Below are 21,862 nucleotides of genomic sequence, written 5' to 3' on the forward strand. Positions count from 1 at the left end.
GGAAATTACGCCATGGCGGTGGACGTCATCGCGTCAGAGCGGAGCGCATCTGGCATCGGCGCGTGTCAGCTCATCGGTGCGCTTCAGCGCACGGTGATGAACCGGGTGTCCATCGGCCGACCTTCGAGGTGCAGCCGGGGCGCCACCTCGGCCGTCTCCGCCAGCAGCTTCCCCTTGCGCCACACCTTCAACCGGTTGGCCCTCAGGCGGATCGCCTCCGTCACGTCGCGCGCCTGCAGCAGCACGAAGCTGGCATCGCAACCGGCCTCCAGCCCGTACCCCGGCAGGCCCATCACCCTGGCGGCGTTCGTGGTCACGGCGTCGAAGCACGCGCGGATGCCGGGCTGGCTGGTCATCTGCGCGACGTGCAGGCCCATGTGCGCCACCTCCAGCATGTCGGCCGAGCCCATGCCGTACCAGGGGTCCATCACGCAGTCGTGCCCGAAGGCGACGGTGACGCCCGCGGCCATGAGTTCGGGCACGCGCGTCATGCCGCGGCGCTTGGGGTAGCTGTCGTGCCGGCCCTGCAGCGTGATGTTGATCAGCGGGTTGGCGACCACGCTCACGCCCGACTCGGCGATCAGCGGCAGCAGCTTGCTGGCGTAGTAGTTGTCCATGCTGTGCATGGAGGTGCAGTGCGAGCCGTTCACCCGCCCCTGCAGGCCGAGCCGCTGCGCCTCGAAGGCCAGGGTCTCGATGTGGCGCGAGAGCGGGTCGTCGGTCTCGTCGCAGTGCATGTCGACCCGCTTCCCACGCTCGGCCGCCAGCTCGCACAGCAGCTTCACGCTGGCGGCACCCTCGGCCATGGTGCGCTCGAAGTGCGGGATGCCGCCGACGATGTCCACGCCCAGGTCGAGGGCGCGCTCGAGGTTCTCGACGCCGCCTTTCGTTCGAAGCACGCCGTCCTGCGGGAAGGCCACCAGCTGCAGGTCCAGGTAGGGCGCGACGCGCTTCTTCACCTCCAGCAGGGCCTCCACCGGCAGCAGGCTGGGGTCGCTGGTGTCGACGTGGCTGCGGATCGCCAGCAGGCCGCGGGCCACCGCCCAGTCGCAGTAGGCCAGGGCACGCGCGACCAGGTCCTCGGCCTTGAGCAGCGGCTTGAGCTCGCCCCACAGCGCGATGCCCTCCAGCAGCGTGCCGCTCTCGTTGACCCGCGGCAGCCCGTAGCTGAGCGTCGCGTCCATGTGGAAGTGCGGATCGCAAAAGGGCGGCGAGAGCAGCCAGCCGTTGGCGTCGATGGTCTCGTGCGCCGGGGCGTCGAGGCCCGCCGCCACTTCGCGGATGCGGCCGTCCTGGATCGCGACGGACATGCCGTCGCGGCCATCGGGCAGGCGGGCGTTGGTGATGAGGAGGTCGAGCATGCGGGGACGCGGGCGCGCTGCGCGGAGTCCCCGCCGGCGCGGGGACGACGCCTACTTGGTCCCGAAGATCCGGTCGCCGGCGTCACCCAGGCCCGGCAGGATGTAGCCGTGCTCGTTGAGCTGGCGATCGATGGCGGCGGTGTAGATCGGCACGTCGGGGTGGGCGCGCTGCATCGCGCCGACGCCCTCGGGGCAGGTCAAAAGGCAGACGAACTTGATCGACTTGGGCTGCAGCTCCTTCAGGCGCTCCACCGCCGCGATGGCGCTGTTGCCGGTGGCCAGCATGGGGTCGACCACGACCACGTCGCGCTCGTGCATGTCCTGCGGCATCTTGAAGTAGTACTCCACCGCGGTCAGCGTCTTGGGGTCGCGGTACAGGCCGATGTGGCCCACGCGCGCGCCGGGCACCACGCTGAGCATGCCGTCCAGGATGCCGGTGCCGGCCCGCAGGATGGAGACGAACACCAGCTTCTTGCCGTCGATGACCCGGGCGGTCATCTTCTCCATCGGCGTCTCGATCTCCACGTCCTGCATCGCCATGTCGCGCGTGACCTCGTAGGCCATGAGCGAAGCCAGCTCGCCCAGCAGGCGCCGGAAGCTGTTGGTGCTGGCCTCCTTCTTGCGCATGAGGCTCAGCTTGTGCTGCACGAGAGGGTGGTCGACGACGTGGACTTGTGACATGCCGTCACTATAGCCACGCCGTCAGCCCGAGCGGGGGTGGACAGCTCCTAGAACACCGTGCCGTCGCTGTGCACCTGCAGCGGCGGCAGGCCACCGCGGGTGCGCTGGGCCATCTCGCGGCCGGCGGCCCAGGTGCCGCCTTCCAGCACGCAGGCCAGCGGGAGATGCTCCTCGTCCTGCGAGAGCTCGCGGCGGACCGCCCCGGCCAGCTCGTCCAGCAACGCCACCGTGAGCGCGCGCCACTCCACGATGATCTCGTCGCCGGGATGCCAGACCTGGTGGACGGTGGCCGGCTCGCGCAGCGTGATCACGCCCGAATCGATCAGCAGGCCGCCGTTGCGGTATTCGGGCAGGGCGGTGAGCTTGTCGATGCCGCGCACCTTCACGCCGGCCCACTGCAGGGGCTCCAGCAGCGAGTAGGTGAGCCACTGCGACAGCTTGTGGAAGGGCACCCAGCCATCGGACGGACCGTCTCCGCGCACCGCGGCATGCCGCCACACGTCGCCCAGCGGCACGCCCCCGATGCTGGTGCCCATCGGCCAGATGCCGGACAGCGACACCAGGATCTGCGACAGCAGGTCGTGCGCCTGCACTTCGGCGGTGTGCGTGATGCCGCCCTCGTCGCCCACCAGCAGGTCGCACAGGCCCGAGGGCCGGGCGACCTCGGTGAACACCTCCGGCTGCTCGGCCATCGCCTCGCCCAGGCGGCGCAGCAGGACGGCGCGGCCTTCCAGGCCGACCAGCGGGTTGGATTCGCTCACCTGGAAGGCCTGGGCCAGCCGGTCGGTGGCCAGCGAGCGCAGCCCCTGCGCGTCGGCCTGCAGCGGCCGCAGCTTGTCGCTGGAGAACATGCCGGCGGTGAAGGCGTGGAAGCTGGCCACGGCCAGGCCCTCGGACCGCGTGTAGGTGCGGCCGTCGATGGGATCGGTGTACTTCCAGTCTGGACCGGCGCCGGCGTCCAGCAGCACGCTGACCACCGTGAGGTCGACCATCGCATGGACCCGCGTCTGCGGGGCGACGTGGCCCAGGCGCTCCTCCAGGTGCTTGCGGCGGTCCACGCCGCCCGCCTCGAAATGGCGCCAGCGGCTGTGGAACGGGATGTGCAGCTTCGGGTAGCGGCGCCGCGTGATGGTCGCCACTTCCCCGGCCGCCTCCCGCAGGCGGCTTTCGTCGACGGTGAACCAGGCCGACTGGCCGACGCGGGCCCGGTCCAGCAGCTGCGTGCAGCGTTCGCGCACGGCGACCGTGGAGCGCAGCAGGCCGGCGGCGACCTCGCCGCGCGAGCGTTCGTGGATGAAGTCGTTCTCGGTGCTCATCCCAGCCCCCGTCCCTTGGTCTCCTTGAGCTTGCGCGCATCGGGCACTTCGCCGGGCGTGAAGTAGCCGGCGGCCATCTTGGCGTCCATCTCCACGCGCGCATCGGCCGGGATCAGTTCGTCGGGGATGTTGACGCGCTCGCCGACCTCGATGCCCGACTGGGTGATGGCGTCGAACTTCATGTTGCTCATGGAGACCAGCCGGTGGATGCGGCGCACGCCCAGCCAGTGCAGCACGTCGGGCATCAGCTCCTGGAAGCGCATGTCCTGCACGCCGGCCACGCATTCGGTGCGGGCGAAGTACTGGTCCGCCGTGTCGCCGCCGACCTGGCGCTTGCGGGCGTTGTAGACCAGGAACTTGGTGACTTCGCCCAGCGCGCGGCCTTCCTTGCGCGAATAGGCGATCAGGCCGACGCCGCCGCGCCCGCCCGCCTCGGGCGGCTGCGCGCCGCGGATGCATTCCTCGATGGCGTGGGTGAGGTAGGGCCGGCAGGTGCAGATGTCGGAGCCGAACACGTCCGAGCCGTTGCACTCGTCGTGCACGCGGGCGGTGAGTTCCACCTGCGGGTCGGCCAGGTCGCGCGGCTCGCCGAAGATGTAGATGGTCTGACCGCCGATGGGCGGCAGGAACACGTCGAGGTCGCCGCGCGTGACCAGCTCGGGGTACATGCCGCCGGTCTCCTCGAACAGCACGCGGCGCAGGTCGTTCTCGGTGCAGCCGAAGCGGCGCGCCACGCCGGGCAGGTGCCACACCGGCTCGACGGCGGCCTTGGTGACCATGGCCGCGCCGTTGGCCAGCAGCATCCGGCCGTCCGGCTTGAGCCGGCCCTTCTGCACCGCCTCGATCACCTCGGGCAGGATGACGTGGGCCTTGGTGACGGCGATCGTCGGGCGGATGTCCATGCCGGCCTGGATCTCCTGCGAAAAGACATCGGCCACCATCGCGCCCCAGGGGTCCAGGCTGACGATGCGGCCGGGGTCGCTCCACTGCGGATAGGGGCCGATCACGTCGGTGGGCGACGTGTTGGTGAGGTCGGCCCGGTGGCTGCGCGAAAGCGCCCCGGCCGCCACCGCCAGCGCGCGGTACACGCTGTAGGAGCCGCTGTGCGTGCCGATCACGTTGCGGTGCGCGCGCGACGTCGTCGTGCCCACGATGGGGCCGCGTTCGGCTGGATCGGCCGCGTCCCAGCGGAGGGCCGGCGCACCGATGCCCCCGCTGTGCGAGGTCAATCGGATGTGCCGCGGCGCTGTGCTGTTGGGCGACATGCAGGTCTCCTCAAAGAGGGGACTTTAGCGCGAGGGCTGCGGACCGTGGGCCGCGCGGCGATCACGCGTTGTGTGCAGGCGCCACGATGTGAGTGCGCGGCGGGGGCTTCGCGTTCAGCGCTTCTTGCCGCCAAGCAGGCTGCCCAACACCCCGCGCACGATCTCGCGCCCCACGCTGCTGCCGATGGTGCGCACGGCGGATTTGGCCATGGCTTCCACCATGCCTTCGCGGCGGCCGCCGCGGGGTCCGGTGGATCCGAACAGGATGTCGCCCAGCCCGCCCATGGACGAGCCCGTGGCCTGGTCGGTGGCACCGCCGCCGCCCGATGAGGTGGCCGGGGGCGCCTGCTCGGCGCGGCCCTTGAGCTTCTCGTAGGCCGACTCGCGGTCCTGCACCTGCTCGTAGACGCCGGCCACCAGCGAGCCGGCCACCAGCGCCTTGCGCTGCTCGGCCGTGATCGGCCCGATCTGGCTGCCCGGGGGCAGCACGTAGACCCGCTCGGTGATGCTGGGTCGGCCCTTTTCGTCGAGCAGGCTGACCAGGGCTTCGCCCACGGCGAGTTCGGTGATGGCGGTCTCGATGTCCAGCCCGGGCTTTTGCCGCATGGTCTGGGCCGTGGCCTTGACCGCCTTCTGGTCGCGCGGGGTGAAGGCGCGCAGCGCGTGCTGCACCCGGTTGCCCAGCTGGGCCAGCACGCTGTCGGGGATGTCCAGCGGGTTCTGGGTGACGAAATAGACGCCCACGCCCTTGGAGCGCACCAGCCGCACGACCAGCTCGATGCGCTCGACCAGCACGGTGGGCGCGTCCTTGAAGAGCAGGTGGGCCTCGTCGAAGAAGAACACCAGCTTGGGCTTTTCGGGGTCGCCGATCTCGGGCAGCTGCTCGAACAGCTCGGACAGCATCCACAGCAGGAAGGTGGCGTACAGGCGGGGGGACGCCAGCAGCTTGTCGGCCGCCAGGATGTTGATCACCCCCTTGCCGCCGGCGGCCTGCATCAGGTCGGCGATGTCCAGCATGGGCTCGCCGAAGAAGCGGTCGCCGCCCTGGGACTCGATCTGCATCAGCCCGCGCTGGATCGCGCCCACGCTGGCCGCGCTGACGTTGCCGTACTGGGTGCGGAACTGGGACGAGTTGTCGCCCACGTACTGCAGCATGGCCCGCAGGTCCTTCAGGTCCAGCAGCAGCAGGCCGTTGTCGTCGGCGACCTTGAACACCAGGTTGAGCACGCCCGACTGGGTGTCGTTGAGGTCGAGCATGCGGGCCAGCAGCAGGGGGCCCATGTCGGAGACCGTCGCGCGCACCGGGTGGCCCTGTTCGCCGAACACGTCCCACAGCGTGGTGGGGCAGGCCTCGGGCTCGGGCGCGGGCAGCCCGCGGTCCTTGAGCACCTGCGCCAGCTTGGGCGGCAGGCTGCCGGCCTGGCTGATGCCGGTCAGGTCGCCCTTGACGTCGGCCATGAACACCGGCACGCCGATGCGGGAGAAGTTCTCGGCCAGCGTCTGCAGGGTGACCGTCTTGCCGGTGCCGGTGGCGCCGGTGATCAGCCCGTGCCGGTTGGCAAGCCCCGGGAGGAGGAAGCACTCGGTATTGCCGTTTCGGGCGATCAGCAGCGGGTCGGCCATAGGTCAAAAGTAAAATGCGGTCCCGAGCAATATAGCAACGCGCCCGCGTCGGCGGGACGACAAGGAAGCAAGAAGTGGCCGGACACAGCAAATGGGCGAACATCCAGCACCGCAAGGGCCGGCAGGATGAGAAGCGCGGGAAGATCTGGACCCGCGTGATCCGCGAGATCATGGTCGCGGCCCGCCAGGGCGGCGGCGACATGGCGGCCAACCCCCGGCTGCGGCTGGCGGTGGACAAGGCCAAGGCGGCCAACATGCCGGCCGACACGATCAAGCGCAACATCGACAAGGCCACCGGCAACCTCGAGGGCGTGAACTACGAGGAGATCCGCTACGAGGGCTACGGCATCGGCGGCGCGGCGGTGATCGTGGACACCATGACCGACAACAAGGTGCGCACGGTGGCCGAGGTGCGGCACGTGTTCAGCAAGTACGGCGGCAACCTGGGCACCGAGGGCTCGGTGGCCTTCCAATTCAAGCACTGCGGCCAGCTCATCCTGGCGCCCGGCAACAGCGAGGACAAGGTGATGGAAGTCGCGCTGGAAGCCGGTGCCGAGGACGTGGTCACCGATGAGGACGGCGCCATCGAGGTCATCACCGCGCCGGCCGACTTCGAAAAGGTCAAGAACGCGCTGGAGGCCGCCGGCCTCAAGCCCGAGATCGCGGAAGTGACCATGCGGGCGGAGAACACGGTCGAGCTGGCCGGCGACGACGCGGCACGCATGCAGAAGCTGCTCGACATGCTGGAGGACCTGGACGACGTGCAGGACGTGTTCCACAACGCGGCGATCCAGGAGGCCTGATGGACCAGCAGCATTCCCCGCAGCTCGAGCGCATCGAGCAGCTCCTGCTGGAAGGCAATCGCCTGCGCGGCCAGGCCATCGCCCTGCAGCAGGAGGCCCTGGCCACCCAGCGCTCGCTGATCGACGAGCAGCGCGCCAACCTGGCCAAGGCGTCCCAGGTCAACGACCAGGCGCTGCTGCTTCAGCGGCGGGCGCGCCGCATCGTCACCGCCATCATCCCGATCCTGGTGGTGCTGGTGGGCTACGTGAGCTGGCTGCTGTTCGGCCGGCCCTACGCATGAAAGTCCTGGTCATCGGCGGCGGCGGCCGCGAACACGCGCTGGCCTGGAAGCTGGCGCAGTCCAAGAAGATCCAGAAGATCTACGTGGCGCCGGGCAACGGCGGCACGGCGCTCGATCCGCGCCTGGAGAACATCCCCATCACCGACGTCGCCGCGCTGCGCGACTGGGCGCTGGCCCAGAAGATCGCGCTGACGGTCGTCGGGCCGGAAGCGCCGCTGGCGGCCGGCGTGGTGGACGATTTCCGCGCCCACGGGCTGCGCGTGTTCGGCCCGACCCGGGCCGCGGCGCAGCTGGAGAGCTCCAAGGCCTTCTCCAAGGCCTTCATGCAGCGGCACGGCATCCCGACCGCGGCCTACCAGACCTTCACCGACCGCGCCGAGGCCCACGCCTACGTGGACCGCCAGGGGGCGCCCATCGTGGTCAAGGCCGACGGCCTGGCGGCGGGCAAGGGCGTGGTGGTGGCCATGACGGCGGCCGAAGCGCACGAAGCGATCGACTTCATGCTGCTGGACAACCGGCTGGGCGTGGCCCACAACGAAGGCGGCGCCCGCGTGGTGATCGAGGAGTTCCTGCAGGGCGAGGAGGCCAGCTTCATCGTCCTGTGCGACGGCCGCAACGTGACGCCGCTGGCCACCAGCCAGGACCACAAGCGCCTGCAGGACGGCGATGCCGGCCCCAACACGGGCGGCATGGGCGCGTATTCGCCGGCCCCGGTGGTGACGCCGGCCGTCCACGCCCGCGCGATGCGCGAGGTGATCCTGCCCACCGTGCGCGGGATGGAGAAGGACGGCATCCCCTACACCGGCTTCCTCTACGCCGGCCTGATGGTCGACCCCAAGGGCCAGGTCAAGACGCTGGAATTCAACTGCCGCATGGGCGATCCCGAGACCCAGCCCATCATGCTGCGGCTCAAGTCCGACCTGTACGACGTGATGATGGCCGCGACCTCCGGCACGCTCGACCAGGTCGAGCTGCAGTGGGACCGCCGCACCGCGCTGGGCGTGGTGATGGCCGCCGCCGGCTACCCGCTCAACCCGCGCAAGGGCGACGTGGTCAGCGGCCTGCCGCGCGAGGCGGAGGACGCGGTGGTTTTCCATGCCGGCACCCTGCCGCGCGACAAGGAGGTCGTCACCTCGGGCGGGCGGGTGCTGTGCGTCACCGCGCTGGCCGACTCCGTCAGGGCCGCCCAGCAGCGCGCCTACGAGGTGGTGCAGGGCATCCGCTTCGAAGGCGCCCAGTTCCGCCGGGACATCGGCCACCGGGCCGTGCGCGGCTGATGCAGCAAGTCGACGCCGTCCGCGCCTACCTGCTGGACCTGCAGGCGCGCATCACCTCGGCCTGCACCGCCATCGACGGCACGGCCTTCCTGCGCGACGCGTGGGAGAAGGCGCCGGGCGAGCCGCTGCAGGGCAACGGCGTCACCATGATCCTGGAGCAGGGGCCGGTGCTCGAGCGCGCCGGCTGCGGCTTCTCGCACGTGCGCGGGCCGCGCCTGCCGCCCTCGGCCACGCAGCACCGGCCCGAGCTGGCCGGCGCGCCTTTCGAGGCCCTCGGCGTGTCGCTGGTGTTCCATCCCCGCAACCCGTACGCGCCCACCGTGCACATGAACGTGCGCATGATTTCTGCCGCCCCGGCGGGCGGCGAGCCGGCTTTCTGGTTCGGCGGCGGCATGGACCTCACGCCCAGCTACGGTTTCGACGAGGACGCCGTCCACTTTCACGAGGCCTGCCGGCAGGCGCTGGAGCCCTTCGGTGCGGACAAGCATCCGCGCTTCAAGAAGTGGTGCGACGACTACTTCTGCCTCAAGCACCGCAACGAGCAGCGCGGCATCGGCGGCATCTTCTTCGACGACGTGTCGGAGCTCGGCTTCGAGGGCGGCTTCGCGCTGATCCGCTCGGTGGGCGATGCGTTCCTGGGCGCCTACCTGCCCATTCTGGAGCGGCGCAAGGACCTGGCTTACGGTGAGCGCGAGCGGGACTTCCAGCTCTACCGGCGCGGACGCTACGTCGAGTTCAACCTGGTGTGGGACCGCGGCACGCACTTCGGCCTGCAGTCGGGCGGGCGCACGGAGTCCATCCTGCTGTCCATGCCGCCGCTGTGCAGCTGGGCCTACCGGCAGGAGCCGGCGGCCGGCACGCCGGAGGCGCAGCTCTACACCCGGTACCTGCAGCCGCGGGAGTGGGTTTGAACGCGCTCCACGGCCCGTCGCCGCGGCTGGGCATCTTCGGCGGGGCGTTCGATCCGCCGCACTTGGCCCATGTCGCGCTCGCCCGCGCCGCGGTCGAGCAACTTGGCCTCACCGAACTGAGGGTGCTGCCCACGGGGCAGGCCTGGCACAAGGCCCGCACGCTCACGGAGGGCACGCACCGTCTGGCGATGGCGCGGGAAGCTTTCCGGGAAGTGCCGCATGCCGTGGTCGATGACCGCGAGTTGCGCCGGGCCGGTCCCACCTACACCGTCGATACGCTGCGCCAGCTCAAGGGCGAATTCCCGCGGGCCGAACTGGTGCTGGTGATCGGCGCCGACCAGGCCGAAGCCCTGGACAGCTGGCGCGAGAGCGGCGAGATCCTGAAGCTGGCCACGGTGGCCGTGGCCGCCCGGGCGCGCCCCGATCCCGATGCCTTGCCCTTCGACACCACCCGCCTGCCGGGCGCGCGTGTCGCCGCGGTCGAGCTCCCGTCCATGCCCGTCAGCGCCACCCAGGTGCGCGCGCGGGTCGCGGCCGGGGAAGGGGTCGGCCATCTGGTTCCCCCCGGCGTCGCAAGTTATATTGCCCGGCACCACCTCTATACGAAGACCTGATGACCCAAGAAAGCAGCGCGAAGAAAGACACCCAGCGGCTCCAGCGAGCCATCGTCGATGGACTGGAGGACGTCAAAGCGCAGGACATCCAGGTTTTCAACACCGAGCACCTCTCGCCATTGTTCGAGCGAGTGATCGTGGCCTCGGGCACCTCGAACCGCCAGACCAAGGCGCTGGCCGCCAGCGTCCGCGATGCGGTGCGCGAGGCGGGTTTTCCCAAGCCGCGCGTGGAAGGCGAGGAAAACGGCGAATGGATCATCGTGGACTGCGGCGCCGCGGTCGCGCACATCATGCAGCCGGCGATCCGCCACTACTACCACCTGGAAGAAATCTGGGGCGAGAAGCCGATCCGCCTGAAGTTCGGCGCGCCCAGGCCGCTCAACGCCGCTCTCGATCCTGCTCCCGCGGCGAAGAAGGCGCCCGCCAAGACCAGCCTCAGGCGCAGCAGCGCCGCCAAGGCCGCCGCGAAGGCGGACCGGGCTGAGCAGGTGCGTGCCCCGGTGAAGGCGGCCGCGAAGGCGGCGGCCAAGGCGCCGGGCAGGGCGCCTGCGAAGCCTCCCGCCAAGGCCGCTGCCAAGGCGCCTGCGAAAGCGCCCGCGAAGAAGGCCGCTCCGCGCGCCGCCGCGAAGCCCGCGGGCAAGACGCCTGCCAAGGCGCCCGCCAAGAAAACCCCCACCAAGACCGCGGCGAAGAAGACGACCGCCAAGAGCCCCTCGCGCAAGGCATGAGGCTGGTCGTGGTCGCGGTGGGCCAGCGCGTGCCCGACTGGGCGGCCACGGCCTGGGACGACTACGCGAAGCGCTTTCCGCCCGAGCTGCGGCTGGAGCTCAAGGCGGTCAAGACCGAGCCGCGCGCATCACGCACCACCGAGCAGCTGCTGGCGGCCGAGCGCGAGCGCATCGAAGCCGCCATCCCGCGCGGCGCCCGGGTGGTGGCACTCGATGAGCGCGGCACGTCCCTGGCCACGACGGCGCTGGCGGCCAAGCTCAAGGCCTGGCAGCTGGACGCCGCCGACGTCGCGCTGGTCATCGGCGGGCCGGACGGACTCGATCCCGCCTTCCGGGCCGGCGCGCACGAGCGCATCCGCCTGTCGGACCTCACGCTGCCGCACGCCATGGTGCGCGTGCTGCTGGCCGAGCAGCTGTACCGCGCCTGGTCGATCAACGCGGGCCACCCTTACCACCGTGAGTGACTTCATCTACCTGGCGTCGCAGAGCCCGCGGCGCCGCCAGCTGCTGGAGCAGCTGGGCGTGCGCTACGAGCTGCTGCTGCCCGGTGCCCACGAGGACGCGGAATCCATCGAAGCCGTGCTGCCGGGCGAGGCCCCCGCGCGCTACGTGCGCCGCGTCACAGGCCTGAAGCTGGACGCCGCGGTGCGGCGCCTGTGCGATCGCGGCTTGCCCCCCGCACCCGTGCTGTGCTCCGACACCACCGTGGCGCTCGGCCGCTCCATCTACGGCAAGCCGGCGAACGAGCGCGATGCCGCGCGCATGCTGCGGGAGCTGTCCGGCAACACGCACCGCGTGCTGACCGCGGTGGCCGTGCAGAAGGGCGCGCGTCGCCACGAAGCCCTGAGCGATTCGCGGGTGAGCTTCTCGGACCTTTCGCCGCGCCGCATCCGCGAGTACGTCGCCAGCGGCGAGCCGATGGGCAAGGCCGGCGCCTATGCGGTGCAAGGACGTGCGGCCGCTTTCATCACGGGGATCCGGGGCTCCTATCCCGGGATCATGGGCTTGCCGCTCTACGAGACGGCGCAGCTGCTGCGGGCCGTCGGTTTCCGCCTCTAGTCCGCTTCGGGACGCAGCGAACCCAGCGGAAGCGCCTCGGGCACGAGGCCGACCACCTGCCCACGCGCGTCGAACACCGGCCGGATGATGAAGCGGAACAGCTGGCGGCCCCCGGGCAGGTTGGCTTCTCGTTCCAGGCGGACCGTCTGGCCCGCCCGCGCCTGCCGGACCGCATCGCGGACGATCTCCGCCAGGCCGGGCGTGGCGCTGAACCAGAGGGTCTCGCTGAACTCGCGGCCGACGACGTCGCCCAACGCACAGCCGATCGCCGCCAGTGAGGCGGGGTTGGCGTCCAGCACCATGCCGTCGGGGTCGAGGTAGCCCTGGAAGATCAGGTCCGTGTCGAAGGTCGCTCGCAGGCGCGTCGCCACGGCGGCTTCCTTGTCCAGCGCCTGGCTCAGCTCCGCGGTGCGCTGCTTCACGTGGGCTTCCAGCGTTTCGTTGAAGCGCCGCAGCGCCTGCTGGCTGCGCTTCTCGGCCTCGATCATGGCGGCCAGGCGCGCGCGTTCCTCGCCCAGCTGCCAGTTGGCCAGCCGCAGCGCGTGCTCGGCCCGGGCGCGGTCCGTGACGTCGGTGGCCAGCACGAAGACGCCGTCCACTCGGCCCGCCTGGTCGCGCACGGGTTCGTAAACGAAGTCCACCAAGCGGTCCTCGCCGCCTTCGCCCGAGCCCTGCCGCAGCTTCACCGGCACGCCGGTGCCCACGTACGGCGCGCCGCTGACGTACACCGAGTCGAGCAGGCGCACGAAGCCCTGCTCGGAAACTTCCGGCAGCGCCTTCGCGACTTCGAGGCCGGTGACGTCGCGGCCGCCCACCAGCCGCAGGTAGGCATCGTTGGTGAACTCGAACACGTGGCGGGGACCGCGCAGCAAGGCGACCGCCGCCGGCGCCTGCCGGAAGTACTCGCGCCAGCGGCGAAGCTCATCTTCGCGCTCGCGCCGCGCCAGCATCACGTGGGTGATCTCGTGGCCCTGGTTGAAGACACCGCCGATGCGATGGTCGGCGTGGCGGATGGCGGTGAAGCTGTAGTTCCACCAGGTCTCGCCGGGGCGGCCGCCGCGCACCATGGGCAGCATCTGCTCGTAGAGCGCGAGGCCTTCGCCCGTGTGCAGCACCCGCTGGAACTGCGGGCCGACGATGTCCCAGATGTCGCTCCAGCCCTCGCGCGCGGGCATCCCGAGAATCGCGGGATGCTTCTCGGCCGGGATCACGGACCAGGCATCGTTGTAGAGGATGTGCAGCTCCTCGCCCCAGTAGATGGCCGTCGGGAAGCTGGAGTTGAGGCACAGGCTCAATGCCATGCGCAGGGCGCCGGGCCACTGTTCCGGCGGGCCCAGGGGATGCCGGGCCCAGTCGTACGCGCGGATGCGCTCACCCATGGCGCCGCCGCCCTGGAGAAATTCGAGTTCGACGCGGGCGGGCTGGTTCAAGGCGGGCGGACGGAAGCGGCCCAGTGTAGCGGGCCGGGCTTCCCGTCTCGGCCTGCAAAACTCATCGGCTCAACCGCCGGCCGGACGCAGCTGCTGGCCCGCGGCTACTTCCAGCAGGGGTCGCGCAGGCTGTTCTGGGTGACGCCGCCGACGATGACGCTTCGCATGCCCAGCGAATCGATGGCGAAGGTTCCGCACTTGTCGGCCGCCATGGGGCCGCCGGGTACCGGCTTCATGCGCAGTTCGAAGTTCGTCCGCGTCAGCGTTCCCGGCGGTATTTCCAGCGTGTAGACGGCATCGCTGTCGGCGGGCGACTTCTTGAGGTTGGCGGGAACCTGGTCGAGCACGGCGTTGTTCGCCCGGTCTGCCTGGTAATCGTCGTTCGCCGCATAGAACCGCTGCATGAACTGGGCGACCTGGAGCAGCTGCGTTCGTGCGTCTGCTCGTCTCGCCCTTGCAACGTGCTCGGTATACGAAGGCAGCGCAATCGCGACCAGGATCGACACGATGGAAACGACCACCATCAGTTCGATGAGCGTGAGACCGGCGCAGGGATGCGTGCGGGCCTGGACGCCTGGTGCGGGTGAAACTCGTGCTTCGTGTCCGTTACGCATGTCGATCACCGCATGAAGAGTTGTCGCCAGCTGCGCGACTTGATCCCGGCGGTCGGGGTGACGGGGCAGGCCGCTGCGCCGAGCTGTCCGCACTGCAGGCGAATCTGCGTGCAAATGGACTGGGCGGTTTCGATGCACAGCCGGTTGCTGTTCGCTGGGGACTGCAGACGGATCGGGGAAGGCCTGCCGTCTACCGCATCGCGGTAGCCGCCCACAACGACATCCGTGTCATTGATCAGGCCATCACTATTGGTGTCGAGCGCGGCGATGGTCGGCCCCGACCCGGTGACACCGTCAATGATGTAGACCCAGCCGGACCCGCTGCCAGTGGCGACACAGACGTCCGGAGGCGCGGAGCTCTCAGGAGAGAGGGTGCTGGCCAGCAGGAAGGTCCCCGCCAGCAGCTCCAGCGGGTTGATCATCCTCTGTCCGGCGTTGGGCAGGTCCAGGTACCAGCCGCGCAGGCCGCTCCCCGCGCCGTCCCCCCATGCCACCGGACCGGAAGAGACAGTGAAGTACTGCGCCTGTCCGATGGTTGTGGTGGTGATCGTGCGTTGCACAAGGCGACCGGTGCCGCTGATCGACGCCCCCGGAGGTGTGCTGGTGGCGCCGAACGGCTGCGCGTCCCAGATCCCGTACAGCCGCTGGGGGGTGTACGGCGACGACGCATCGCTGGTTTCGAAGAACTTGCCGGTCCCGAAGACGACCACATGACCGCGGTCCGGGTGCGGCACCACCGTTGGTGGGGCGGTGATCGGCTGTCCGCTGCCGGCCGCGTACAGTTGAGCGCCACCCAGTCCCACCCGCCAGTTGGCGGGGGCGCCGGTCAGGTCCAGCTTCCAGATATTGCCCAGCAGATCGCCTGCATAGGCACCGATGACCCGGCGGCTGCCATCTTGGACCAGCCTCACTCCGCCCATGCCGTTACCCGGGCCCGTGTGCGTGATGAACTCCGCCATCAACTGTCCGGTGTGAAGGTTGACGACGAACAAGGACGCGTAGCCGTTGACGCTGCCGAACCCATTGCCGAAGACAGCGATCCAGTGCCCGCCGGCGGTAACGCCCGTCTGAACCTCGCTGAGAACATGCCCGAGGTTCGCGAATCCTGTTGTCGAATCGCTGACCTCCCACAGGACGTTGCCCGGCTGCAAATTGCCGGAATCGGTCACGTCCAATGCATATACCGCCTTCGCGCCGGCCCCCGTGCTGCCGACGAGCAGGTTGCGCCAGGAGCCGCCCAGGTAAGCGTCGGTCTCGGACTGCGGACCATCAACGAAGTAGCGATGCCGGAATCCCGGAGGGGGCTCTGCCAGCCTGTGAAGATTCGGCCAGACTGCCCTGGGAACGTAGGCGAAAATCTCCACGCCGTCGCTGTCCCGGAAGGCGTGCAGCATGCCGTCGTTCGCACCGACGAAGAGCACGCCCGGGCGGGCCATCTTGACGATCATGAATTCCCGGTAGTCGCCGAGGCCGAGGGAGTCGTAGCCCAGGTCCACGTTGTCGCGTACGTACACCGGGTTCGCGTTGACGATATCGCCCAGGCGCGCCGTCCTGTTGCGCATGAATCCGCCCTTGCGAATCTCCTGGTTCGTGTCGCCCCGGATGTAGTTGACCAGGCTCGCGGGCAAACCCGTCGCTGCTGCATCGAAGTTGGCACCGGTGGTTCCGGTCCAGGTGGCGATGTTGCGAGCGCTGTGGGAGGGAATCGTGCTGATCGGATCGCCATTGGAGTCGGTGCCGCGTTCGACTTCCCAGTGAACCAAGCGGGGGTTTTTCTCGTTGCCGGTCACCGCATCCAGTTCCACCGCGGACAGCCTGCCGGACCAGATGCCCGGCACGTACTCGGGCTTGTACTTGCGGGTGCCGTTGCGCAGGAAAACAGCCGATACCGCCACCCCTGATTGCGTCTGCGGCGTGCCTGCCACGCCGCTGAGCACCCGCGAGATGGAATCCGTCAGCTCCTGGGCGTTCCTCGCATTGATCAACTCGCCCCGACCGTTGATCGTTGCGTGCCACGTGTCGTCGATGGTGCTGGGTGTGTTGGAGACCGGGGTCGGCCAGTTCTGGGTTCCGTTGTACAGACTCTGCGTGACGGCCGCAGTTCTCGGAAGGTCGCCAAGCAGCCCGAGCGTCACCGCGTAGAAGGATGTGTTCTGCCACGTCGAAGGATTCAGTCCCGCGGCGGTCTGCACCTGCGGCACTCGGTTCGGCAGGTCCTGGCGCAGGTCGGTGCCCCAGTAATACATCGCGATGTCCGCTAGGGTGTTGGACGCGGAATCGGTAAAGGGCGCTGTGGCGTCCTGGGTGTAGTCCGGACCGGCCACCTGCGGAACGCTGATCCTCGTGGAATCGAAGTTCCCGATATTGGAGGGGCCACCGATGTTCCAGTACCCGTCCGTGACCAGCAAGGTGAAAGAGCGGCGGCAACTGGCGTGATCCGTCGGCAGTTCCGCCGCCCCGGGGCCGGTCGGTCCGCCTGACGGGCTCGACACCGTGATCGAACTCGGGTTTGGCGTCGTGGCCCACGGTCCGTCACTGTCGGTGCGGCGAAAGTAGTTCCCTGCTCTGGCGACTGCCCATTTGTTGGGCGTGCCGTTAGCGTACGTACGGCTGTACAACCAGTTGAAAAAGCGATCCTTGCCGCCGCCTCCGCCATCGCTGTAGCTCGAGACGCCGGCGGTCAGCATACCGGCGTTGTAGACCTGGTAGATTTCGCCCCAGCCCAGCCGGATGGAGTCTGCCACTACAGGTTGCAGGGCGAAACCGAGACCGGTTTCGGCCATCAAGGCGCGGGACCGGTACCACTTCCTCCACCTCATGTAGTTCGCACGTTCTTCGAACAGGGTGCACGCAGTGGCGCCCACGCAATCGGTCCGGTTGACGAACTTGGGCATGAGCGTGGTGAGTGGTGGAGACACTCGCGCGTCGATGTTCTGGGGATAGGGCGCGGTGCTGCCCGGCACCACGCTCGCTGGCGCCACCACGTGCGGCTGATACGAGGGGTGGTAGTTGCCGATGGAATCGTTGCCGGTCGTGTACGGCTGTCCGGGGTTGATGCGGAAATAGACGTCCCACCTGTGGTGAGCTGAATTGTTGGGGTCCGGAGAATCCTCCGCCAGAGCCGTGCCGTCGTAAGCCACGCGAGGGTAGTAGCGAACACGGGGGTCGTAATGAAGCTTGTTGATGTCCGGAGAATTCCTGCCCCAAACGCTACCCGGTCCGATCGGGCCAGTGTCACTCGGGTCGCCGTGTTCGTAGATCCCGCTCCCGGAGGTCCCGATCATCGAGCCGGAGGTATCAAGGAGCAGCATCAAGTTCGGCGCTACCGAGTTGCTGCGGTTGAGGAGTGGTGCCTGCGCGATCTCGGGGAGAGCCCAAGGTGCCACGCCGGCCAGAGCGGTGGCCACAAGCAAGCGCACGGTCCATTTCCATCTCATGCCTGATCTCCTACTGAAGCTCGATTTGGGACTGCAGCCAGATCTCGGTGCCCACGGGACGGCTGCGGTCCGCGTCGGCTGCCGAGACTTCCGGACCGAAACCCCGAGCCGTGACAATGAAGGCAGCGGTCGTCGAGATCGAGCCGTTCGGCAGCACGAAGGGAACCGGCGCCACCATGCATTCCGGCGGTCGCTTGTAAGTCGTCGTCAAGTCAGACTGGTTCACGCGTGCAAGCGGCACCACGTAAGCAGGGGAGGTGGCACTGTCCCACTGGGCAGCTGATTGCCAGGCTCCCTCCATCCCTGCAGGAAGGATGTTCGCCAGCGTGAACGTAGTGTCATAGCTGGCAGCTGCGCCCGCACCTACCGCGATGACCTCCGCCACGGAGTCTTCGCAGTGGCGCAAGGCGAGTTCCGCCGCCTGCGTAGCAAGTTCAGTCAGCCGGACATTTCCTGAAATGTTCTCCGTGGATGCGGCATTTCTCGTGCTGAAGGCGGCCAGGACCGACACGATCACCAGCAGGACGATGGAGACGATCAGCACGATGCCGTGTTGCTTTTTGCGGCGAGGTGTCGCGCGTAGAAGGAGTGCTTCCGTGCGACGAGCGGGAACGGTTGGATCGCTCTTCATCATTGACATGTTCAGCGGCGGTTTCTGAGCACGACCGTCGTGGAGTAAGCACGGCGCAAGTAGGAATCGGACACGCTGCTGTCGATGGTCCCGTCGCACTTGACGTAGCGCGCAGAGCCCTCACCGAGGACGACAGGCTTGTTGCTGCGGACGACGACGCAGATCCGCACGGAAGCTACTTTTCCCCAGCGCTCCGCCTCGGGCGCTCCCCCGAACGCCGGATGGCCGGTGAGGTCCGATGCGCCCAGGTATCCCGCGATGTGGGCCGTATTGGTCACGGCAGTTCCCGGCGGCACAGTCCCGTAAGTGAGTTGCAGGTCTTCCACGTTCTCGACAAGCGGGCTGGCATCGCTGTTCATGCCATTGCCTTTGCAAAAGAGGCTGGGAGAACCCGTCGGCCCGAAAGCGTCGATGTAGAAACGGTTGTCCGCGACGTGATAGCTGATGTCCGTGTCGGTGGGCGGCGCAGGTGGTGGGGCGATCACGGTGACCGTCGCAGTGAGTGCAGGCAGCGGCCGCCCGAGGCAGTCTGTCGGGTCCCAGCTCGGACCCTGAGTGACCGTGTTGTAGCGATCGACTTCGTAGGTCACGGCGATGGAGTCGGGGGCCGGGGTAGTTCCGCCCGCGCATGTCAAGTCCTGCACCGACGCGGCGCTGACCACGTTCGCGAATGTCCGATCGCAACCGCGCACCGCGAAGGCGAAGGGATTGGGGTAGACGGGATTGCGCCTCGTCGCCGGCGATCTGCTGGGCCGGTCAGGGTTGCCGCCAGCCATGCGCACATGCGCGGTCAGCACCTCGAGCGCGGCTTGCCCATCCTCATTCATCCGGGCCTGCGCTTCGGCCATCCTGGCGGCCTCGGACAGACCCAGGTACCCCGCAGTGGTGGCAACAACGAGCAGCAGTCCCAAGGTCAGCGAAACGAGCAGTTCGACCAGCGTCAACCCTCTCATGCGCTGCGCTGCGGCCGCTTGTGTGCTCATGGTTTGAACCTCGCGTACAGGCATCGGGGTCGCGGGTTGCCGTAAGCCGTTGGGCAGTTGTCACTGGACGAAGGATCCAGGATCGCGCGCGTAGCAGGCTCCTGCCAGATGACCCAGATGTTCCCCATCGAGTTCGCCGTGCACGGCTGGGGGTCGCAGGTTGTCAGGACGCCTCCTGCGGGCAGCGTTTCACGCGCCGCAAGCTTCGTCGCGGCATCGTCCATCATCGCGAGCGACGTGGCAGTGCAGTTCGGGTAGTCGCAGATCTGGGGGACGATCGGGTTGAACGAGCCGTCGTAGCTCGAGTTGGTGGAATAGTCGCCTCCCAGAAACCCAGCACGGTTGGCTCGGATCCGCTCGATGTGGCTGGATGCGATGGTTGCCGCCGTCGCGCGATAGCCGGACAGCTTGGGCATCTGCACGGTGAATGCCATCATGCTGCTGAGGCTTAGCATCCCGAGAGACAGGATCAGCACGGAGACCAGCACCTCCAGCAGCGTCGCACCCGATTCCGCTCGGCCTGATTTAGGACGGTTCATCAGCCGTTCACTCCGCAGGCGGCTGTACCGTCCCCGGCAATGCGCGCGCGGCCGGCAGGGCTGACACAAACCACCCGTCGAAGGCTGGCGTCCAGTTCCGGGCCTCCAAAGTGCAAGCTGGCAGCCGAGCCGGGGGCCAGCAAGCGCCCGGTGGCGCCGAACCTGAAGATCGTCGGCGTGCCGTCAGCCGCGATCGTGTGGATTCCCGAATTCGGGGCTTGGACCCGAAGGAGGGACTCGAGCCCGTTTCGCGCACCGTTGCCGTCCAGGTCGTGAAACACGATCCAGCCGCTCGCCCATCCCTGGCTGCCGGCGCTGGCGGCGCACGCTGCGGAGGGCGACTCGGGATCCTCGCTCCTGCACAGAACGACACCGCCGCCTCGCCGAACGGCCTCGCTGCGGGCGAACCTCATGTCGGCCAGGAACTGGTTGACTCCGCTGGAGATGGCCGCCGCGTTGAACAAACGAGTGAATGAAGGCGCCGCCAAAGTCAGGATCAGCGCCACCAGGGCAACCACGACCATCACCTCGACGAGCGTGAATCCCCGAATGTTCTTGCGCAGGGGAGCAGGCTTCTTCGAAAGCCGCGGGCGGACCGTTTCGGCCTGCCATGCACCTGTGACGTTGCAGCGTGAACTCATCGGCGTGCAGTGTTTCTGCTTGGTGGCCGTACGCAACGACCAAGGTCAGGGGCACTTCCCCTCGCCCCGGGCTTCGCGAGACGAACTCGCAATCGATCGGAAATCGGCGCAAGGCGAAGCTCGGAGCCGCGCAAGGCCGGCCCGCGCAAGACGCTGAGGTATCCTGTCCGCGCCGAGGAGCAAGACATGCAGCAGGACATCCTGATCAACTGGTCCCCACAGGAGACACGGGTGGCCATCATCGAAAGCGGCGCGGTTCAGGAGCTGCACGTCGAGCGAACGCTGGAGCGTGGCCTGGTCGGCAACGTGTACCTCGGCAAGGTGGCGCGCGTCCTGCCCGGGATGCAGTCGGCCTTCATCGACATCGGCCTGGAACGCGCGGCGTTCCTGCACGTGGCCGACCTGCACGGCGCCCGGCAGGACGAGCACGGCGCGCCGCGCCATGGCCAGCCGCCGGTGCCGATCGAGAAACAGGTGTTCGAGGGCCAGCCGCTGATGGTGCAGGTGATCAAGGACCCGATCGGCACCAAGGGCGCGCGTCTGTCGACCCAGATCAGCATCGCGGGCCGCCTGCTGGTGTTCCTGCCGCAGGACGATCACGTGGGGGTTTCGCAGAAGATCCCCAGCGAGCAGCGCGACGCGTTGCGCTCGCGCCTGCAGAAGCTGGTCGGCACGGCCGAGGCCGGCGGCGGGGGCGGCTTCATCCTTCGCACCAACGGCGAGGACTCGACCGATGCCGAGCTGGCCGAGGACATCGCCTACCTGCGAAAGACCTGGTCTCGTATCCGCGAGGCCGCCGTTCGCCTGCCCTCGGGCTCGCTGCTGCACCAGGACCTGAGCCTGCTGCAGCGCGTGTTGCGCGACCTGGTGACGGAGGAAACGCAGACCATCCGCCTGGACTCGCGCGAGCAGTTCGCGGTGCTGCAGGCCTTCGGCCGCGAGTTCATGCCGCAGGCGGCCGAGCGGCTGCAGCTGTACAAGGGCGAGCGGCCCATCTTCGACCTCTTCAACGTGGACGAGGAGATCGCCAAGGCCCTGGGCCGGCGCGTGGACCTGAAGTCCGGCGGCTACCTGATCGTGGACCAGACCGAGGCGCTGACGACCATCGACGTCAACACCGGCGGCTTCGTCGGCGCGCGCAACTTCGACGACACCATCTTCAAGACCAACCTGGAGGCGGCCCACGCCATCGCCCGGCAGCTGCGCCTGCGCAACCTGGGCGGGATCATCATCGTCGACTTCATCGACATGCAGCGGGAGGACCACCGCGAGGCGGTACTGGCCGAGTTCCGAAAGCAGCTGGTGCGCGACCGGGTCAAGACCATGGCCGGGGGCTTCTCGCAGCTGGGCCTGGTGGAGATGACGCGCAAGCGCACCCGCGAGTCGCTCGCGCACATGCTGTGCGAGCCCTGTGCCCAATGCCGCGGGGCCGGGCAGGTGCGCACCGCCCGCACCGTGGCCTACGACGTCCTACGCGAGATCCTGCGCGAGGCCCGCCAGTTCAACCCGCGCGAATACCGGATCGTGGCCTCGCCCAAGGTGGTCGAGCTGTTCCTGGACGAGGAGAGCCAGCACTTGGCCGGCCTGTCGGACTTCATCGGCAAGCCGATCTCGTTGCAGAGCGAGAGCGCGATGGGGCAGGAGCAGTACGACATCGTGTTGCTCTGA

At 68.5% G+C, this 21,862-nt stretch carries 21 protein-coding genes; 9 read left to right on the plus strand and 12 right to left on the minus strand.

What is annotated here, in order from left to right:
- Positions 1-83: 83 nt before the first annotated feature.
- The 5 genes from ASG30_RS11670 to ASG30_RS11690 all read right to left on the minus strand — a co-directional run bounded on the left by ASG30_RS11670 (position 84) and on the right by ASG30_RS11690 (position 6,246).
- Entirely contained in the window at positions 84-1,361 is a 1,278-nt protein-coding gene (locus tag ASG30_RS11670; protein ID WP_055896298.1) for an amidohydrolase family protein, read from the minus strand.
- A 51-nt stretch (positions 1,362-1,412) separates the two neighbouring features.
- The gene (gene upp / locus ASG30_RS11675; protein WP_055896301.1) at positions 1,413-2,042 is read right to left on the minus strand and encodes a uracil phosphoribosyltransferase; all 630 of its coding nucleotides are present in this window, start codon (positions 2,040-2,042) and stop codon (positions 1,413-1,415) included.
- A 47-nt stretch (positions 2,043-2,089) separates the two neighbouring features.
- Entirely contained in the window at positions 2,090-3,358 is a 1,269-nt protein-coding gene (locus ASG30_RS11680; protein ID WP_055896306.1) for a URC4/urg3 family protein, read from the minus strand.
- Positions 3,355-4,623, minus strand: a complete 1,269-nt coding sequence (locus tag ASG30_RS11685) for a GTP cyclohydrolase II (protein ID WP_055896309.1) — start codon at positions 4,621-4,623, stop codon at positions 3,355-3,357. The genes ASG30_RS11680 and ASG30_RS11685 overlap by 4 nt, the downstream gene beginning before the upstream one ends.
- Before the next feature lie 114 nt (positions 4,624-4,737).
- On the minus strand, positions 4,738-6,246 hold the full coding sequence (locus ASG30_RS11690; protein WP_055896312.1) for a helicase HerA-like domain-containing protein: 1,509 nt from the start codon (positions 6,244-6,246) through the stop codon (positions 4,738-4,740).
- 74 nt (positions 6,247-6,320) lie between these two features.
- Between ASG30_RS11690 and ASG30_RS11695 the strand changes: the two genes are divergently transcribed.
- Genes ASG30_RS11695 through ASG30_RS11730 form a run of 8 tightly spaced genes read left to right on the plus strand, consistent with a single transcriptional unit; the run spans position 6,321 to position 11,919 of the window.
- Positions 6,321-7,049 carry a YebC/PmpR family DNA-binding transcriptional regulator gene (locus ASG30_RS11695; RefSeq protein ID WP_055896314.1) on the plus strand — a complete coding sequence of 243 codons (729 nt, stop codon included), beginning with the start codon at positions 6,321-6,323 and terminating at the stop codon, positions 7,047-7,049.
- Positions 7,049-7,330, plus strand: coding sequence for a hypothetical protein (locus tag ASG30_RS11700; protein ID WP_055896317.1), 282 nt, complete (start codon positions 7,049-7,051; stop codon positions 7,328-7,330). The genes ASG30_RS11695 and ASG30_RS11700 overlap by 1 nt, the downstream gene beginning before the upstream one ends.
- The gene (purD, locus tag ASG30_RS11705) at positions 7,327-8,607 is read left to right on the plus strand and encodes a phosphoribosylamine--glycine ligase (protein WP_055896320.1); all 1,281 of its coding nucleotides are present in this window, start codon (positions 7,327-7,329) and stop codon (positions 8,605-8,607) included. The genes ASG30_RS11700 and purD overlap by 4 nt, the downstream gene beginning before the upstream one ends.
- Complete coding sequence (gene hemF / locus ASG30_RS11710; RefSeq protein WP_055896322.1) at positions 8,607-9,518, plus strand: oxygen-dependent coproporphyrinogen oxidase; 912 nt, start codon at positions 8,607-8,609, stop codon at positions 9,516-9,518. Before purD ends, hemF begins: the two co-directional genes overlap by 1 nt.
- On the plus strand, positions 9,515-10,132 hold the full coding sequence (gene nadD, locus ASG30_RS11715; protein ID WP_055896325.1) for a nicotinate-nucleotide adenylyltransferase: 618 nt from the start codon (positions 9,515-9,517) through the stop codon (positions 10,130-10,132). Before hemF ends, nadD begins: the two co-directional genes overlap by 4 nt.
- Positions 10,132-10,860 (plus strand): ribosome silencing factor, encoded by a 729-nt coding sequence (rsfS, locus tag ASG30_RS11720; protein ID WP_055896328.1) that lies wholly within the window; start codon positions 10,132-10,134, stop codon positions 10,858-10,860. The genes nadD and rsfS overlap by 1 nt, the downstream gene beginning before the upstream one ends.
- Positions 10,857-11,324, plus strand: a complete 468-nt coding sequence (gene rlmH / locus ASG30_RS11725; protein WP_055896331.1) for a 23S rRNA (pseudouridine(1915)-N(3))-methyltransferase RlmH — start codon at positions 10,857-10,859, stop codon at positions 11,322-11,324. The genes rsfS and rlmH overlap by 4 nt, the downstream gene beginning before the upstream one ends.
- Positions 11,317-11,919 carry a Maf family protein gene (locus ASG30_RS11730; RefSeq protein ID WP_055896333.1) on the plus strand — a complete coding sequence of 201 codons (603 nt, stop codon included), beginning with the start codon at positions 11,317-11,319 and terminating at the stop codon, positions 11,917-11,919. Before rlmH ends, ASG30_RS11730 begins: the two co-directional genes overlap by 8 nt.
- On the opposite strand, the gene ASG30_RS11735 is transcribed toward ASG30_RS11730, so the two are convergent.
- From ASG30_RS11735 to ASG30_RS11765, 7 genes are all read right to left on the minus strand, one after another.
- Entirely contained in the window at positions 11,916-13,349 is a 1,434-nt protein-coding gene (locus ASG30_RS11735) for a PAS domain-containing protein (protein ID WP_055896336.1), read from the minus strand. The genes ASG30_RS11730 and ASG30_RS11735 overlap by 4 nt on opposite strands.
- 104 nt (positions 13,350-13,453) lie before the next feature.
- Complete coding sequence (locus ASG30_RS22970) at positions 13,454-13,963, minus strand: type IV pilin protein (RefSeq protein ID WP_082522100.1); 510 nt, start codon at positions 13,961-13,963, stop codon at positions 13,454-13,456.
- A gap of 5 nt (positions 13,964-13,968) precedes the next feature.
- A complete protein-coding gene (locus tag ASG30_RS11745) occupies positions 13,969-17,400 on the minus strand; it encodes a pilus assembly protein (RefSeq protein ID WP_082522053.1) in 3,432 nt (1,143 codons plus the stop codon).
- A gap of 10 nt (positions 17,401-17,410) precedes the next feature.
- Complete coding sequence (locus tag ASG30_RS11750; protein ID WP_235579785.1) at positions 17,411-18,034, minus strand: pilus assembly PilX family protein; 624 nt, start codon at positions 18,032-18,034, stop codon at positions 17,411-17,413.
- Positions 18,035-18,042: 8 nt separating this feature from the next.
- Positions 18,043-19,014, minus strand: coding sequence for a PilW family protein (locus ASG30_RS11755; protein ID WP_162243730.1), 972 nt, complete (start codon positions 19,012-19,014; stop codon positions 18,043-18,045).
- A complete protein-coding gene (gene pilV / locus ASG30_RS11760) occupies positions 19,011-19,553 on the minus strand; it encodes a type IV pilus modification protein PilV (RefSeq protein ID WP_055896347.1) in 543 nt (180 codons plus the stop codon). Before pilV ends, ASG30_RS11755 begins: the two co-directional genes overlap by 4 nt.
- Positions 19,553-20,194 (minus strand): GspH/FimT family pseudopilin, encoded by a 642-nt coding sequence (locus ASG30_RS11765; RefSeq protein ID WP_082522055.1) that lies wholly within the window; start codon positions 20,192-20,194, stop codon positions 19,553-19,555. The genes pilV and ASG30_RS11765 overlap by 1 nt, the downstream gene beginning before the upstream one ends.
- 186 nt (positions 20,195-20,380) lie before the next feature.
- Here ASG30_RS11765 and rng point away from each other — a divergent pair, with 186 nt between their 5' ends.
- Positions 20,381-21,862 carry a ribonuclease G gene (gene rng, locus ASG30_RS11770; protein WP_055896351.1) on the plus strand — a complete coding sequence of 494 codons (1,482 nt, stop codon included), beginning with the start codon at positions 20,381-20,383 and terminating at the stop codon, positions 21,860-21,862.

Origin of the sequence: Ramlibacter sp. Leaf400 (assembly GCF_001424545.1) — a bacterium.
GTDB lineage: Bacteria > Pseudomonadota > Gammaproteobacteria > Burkholderiales > Burkholderiaceae_C > Ramlibacter.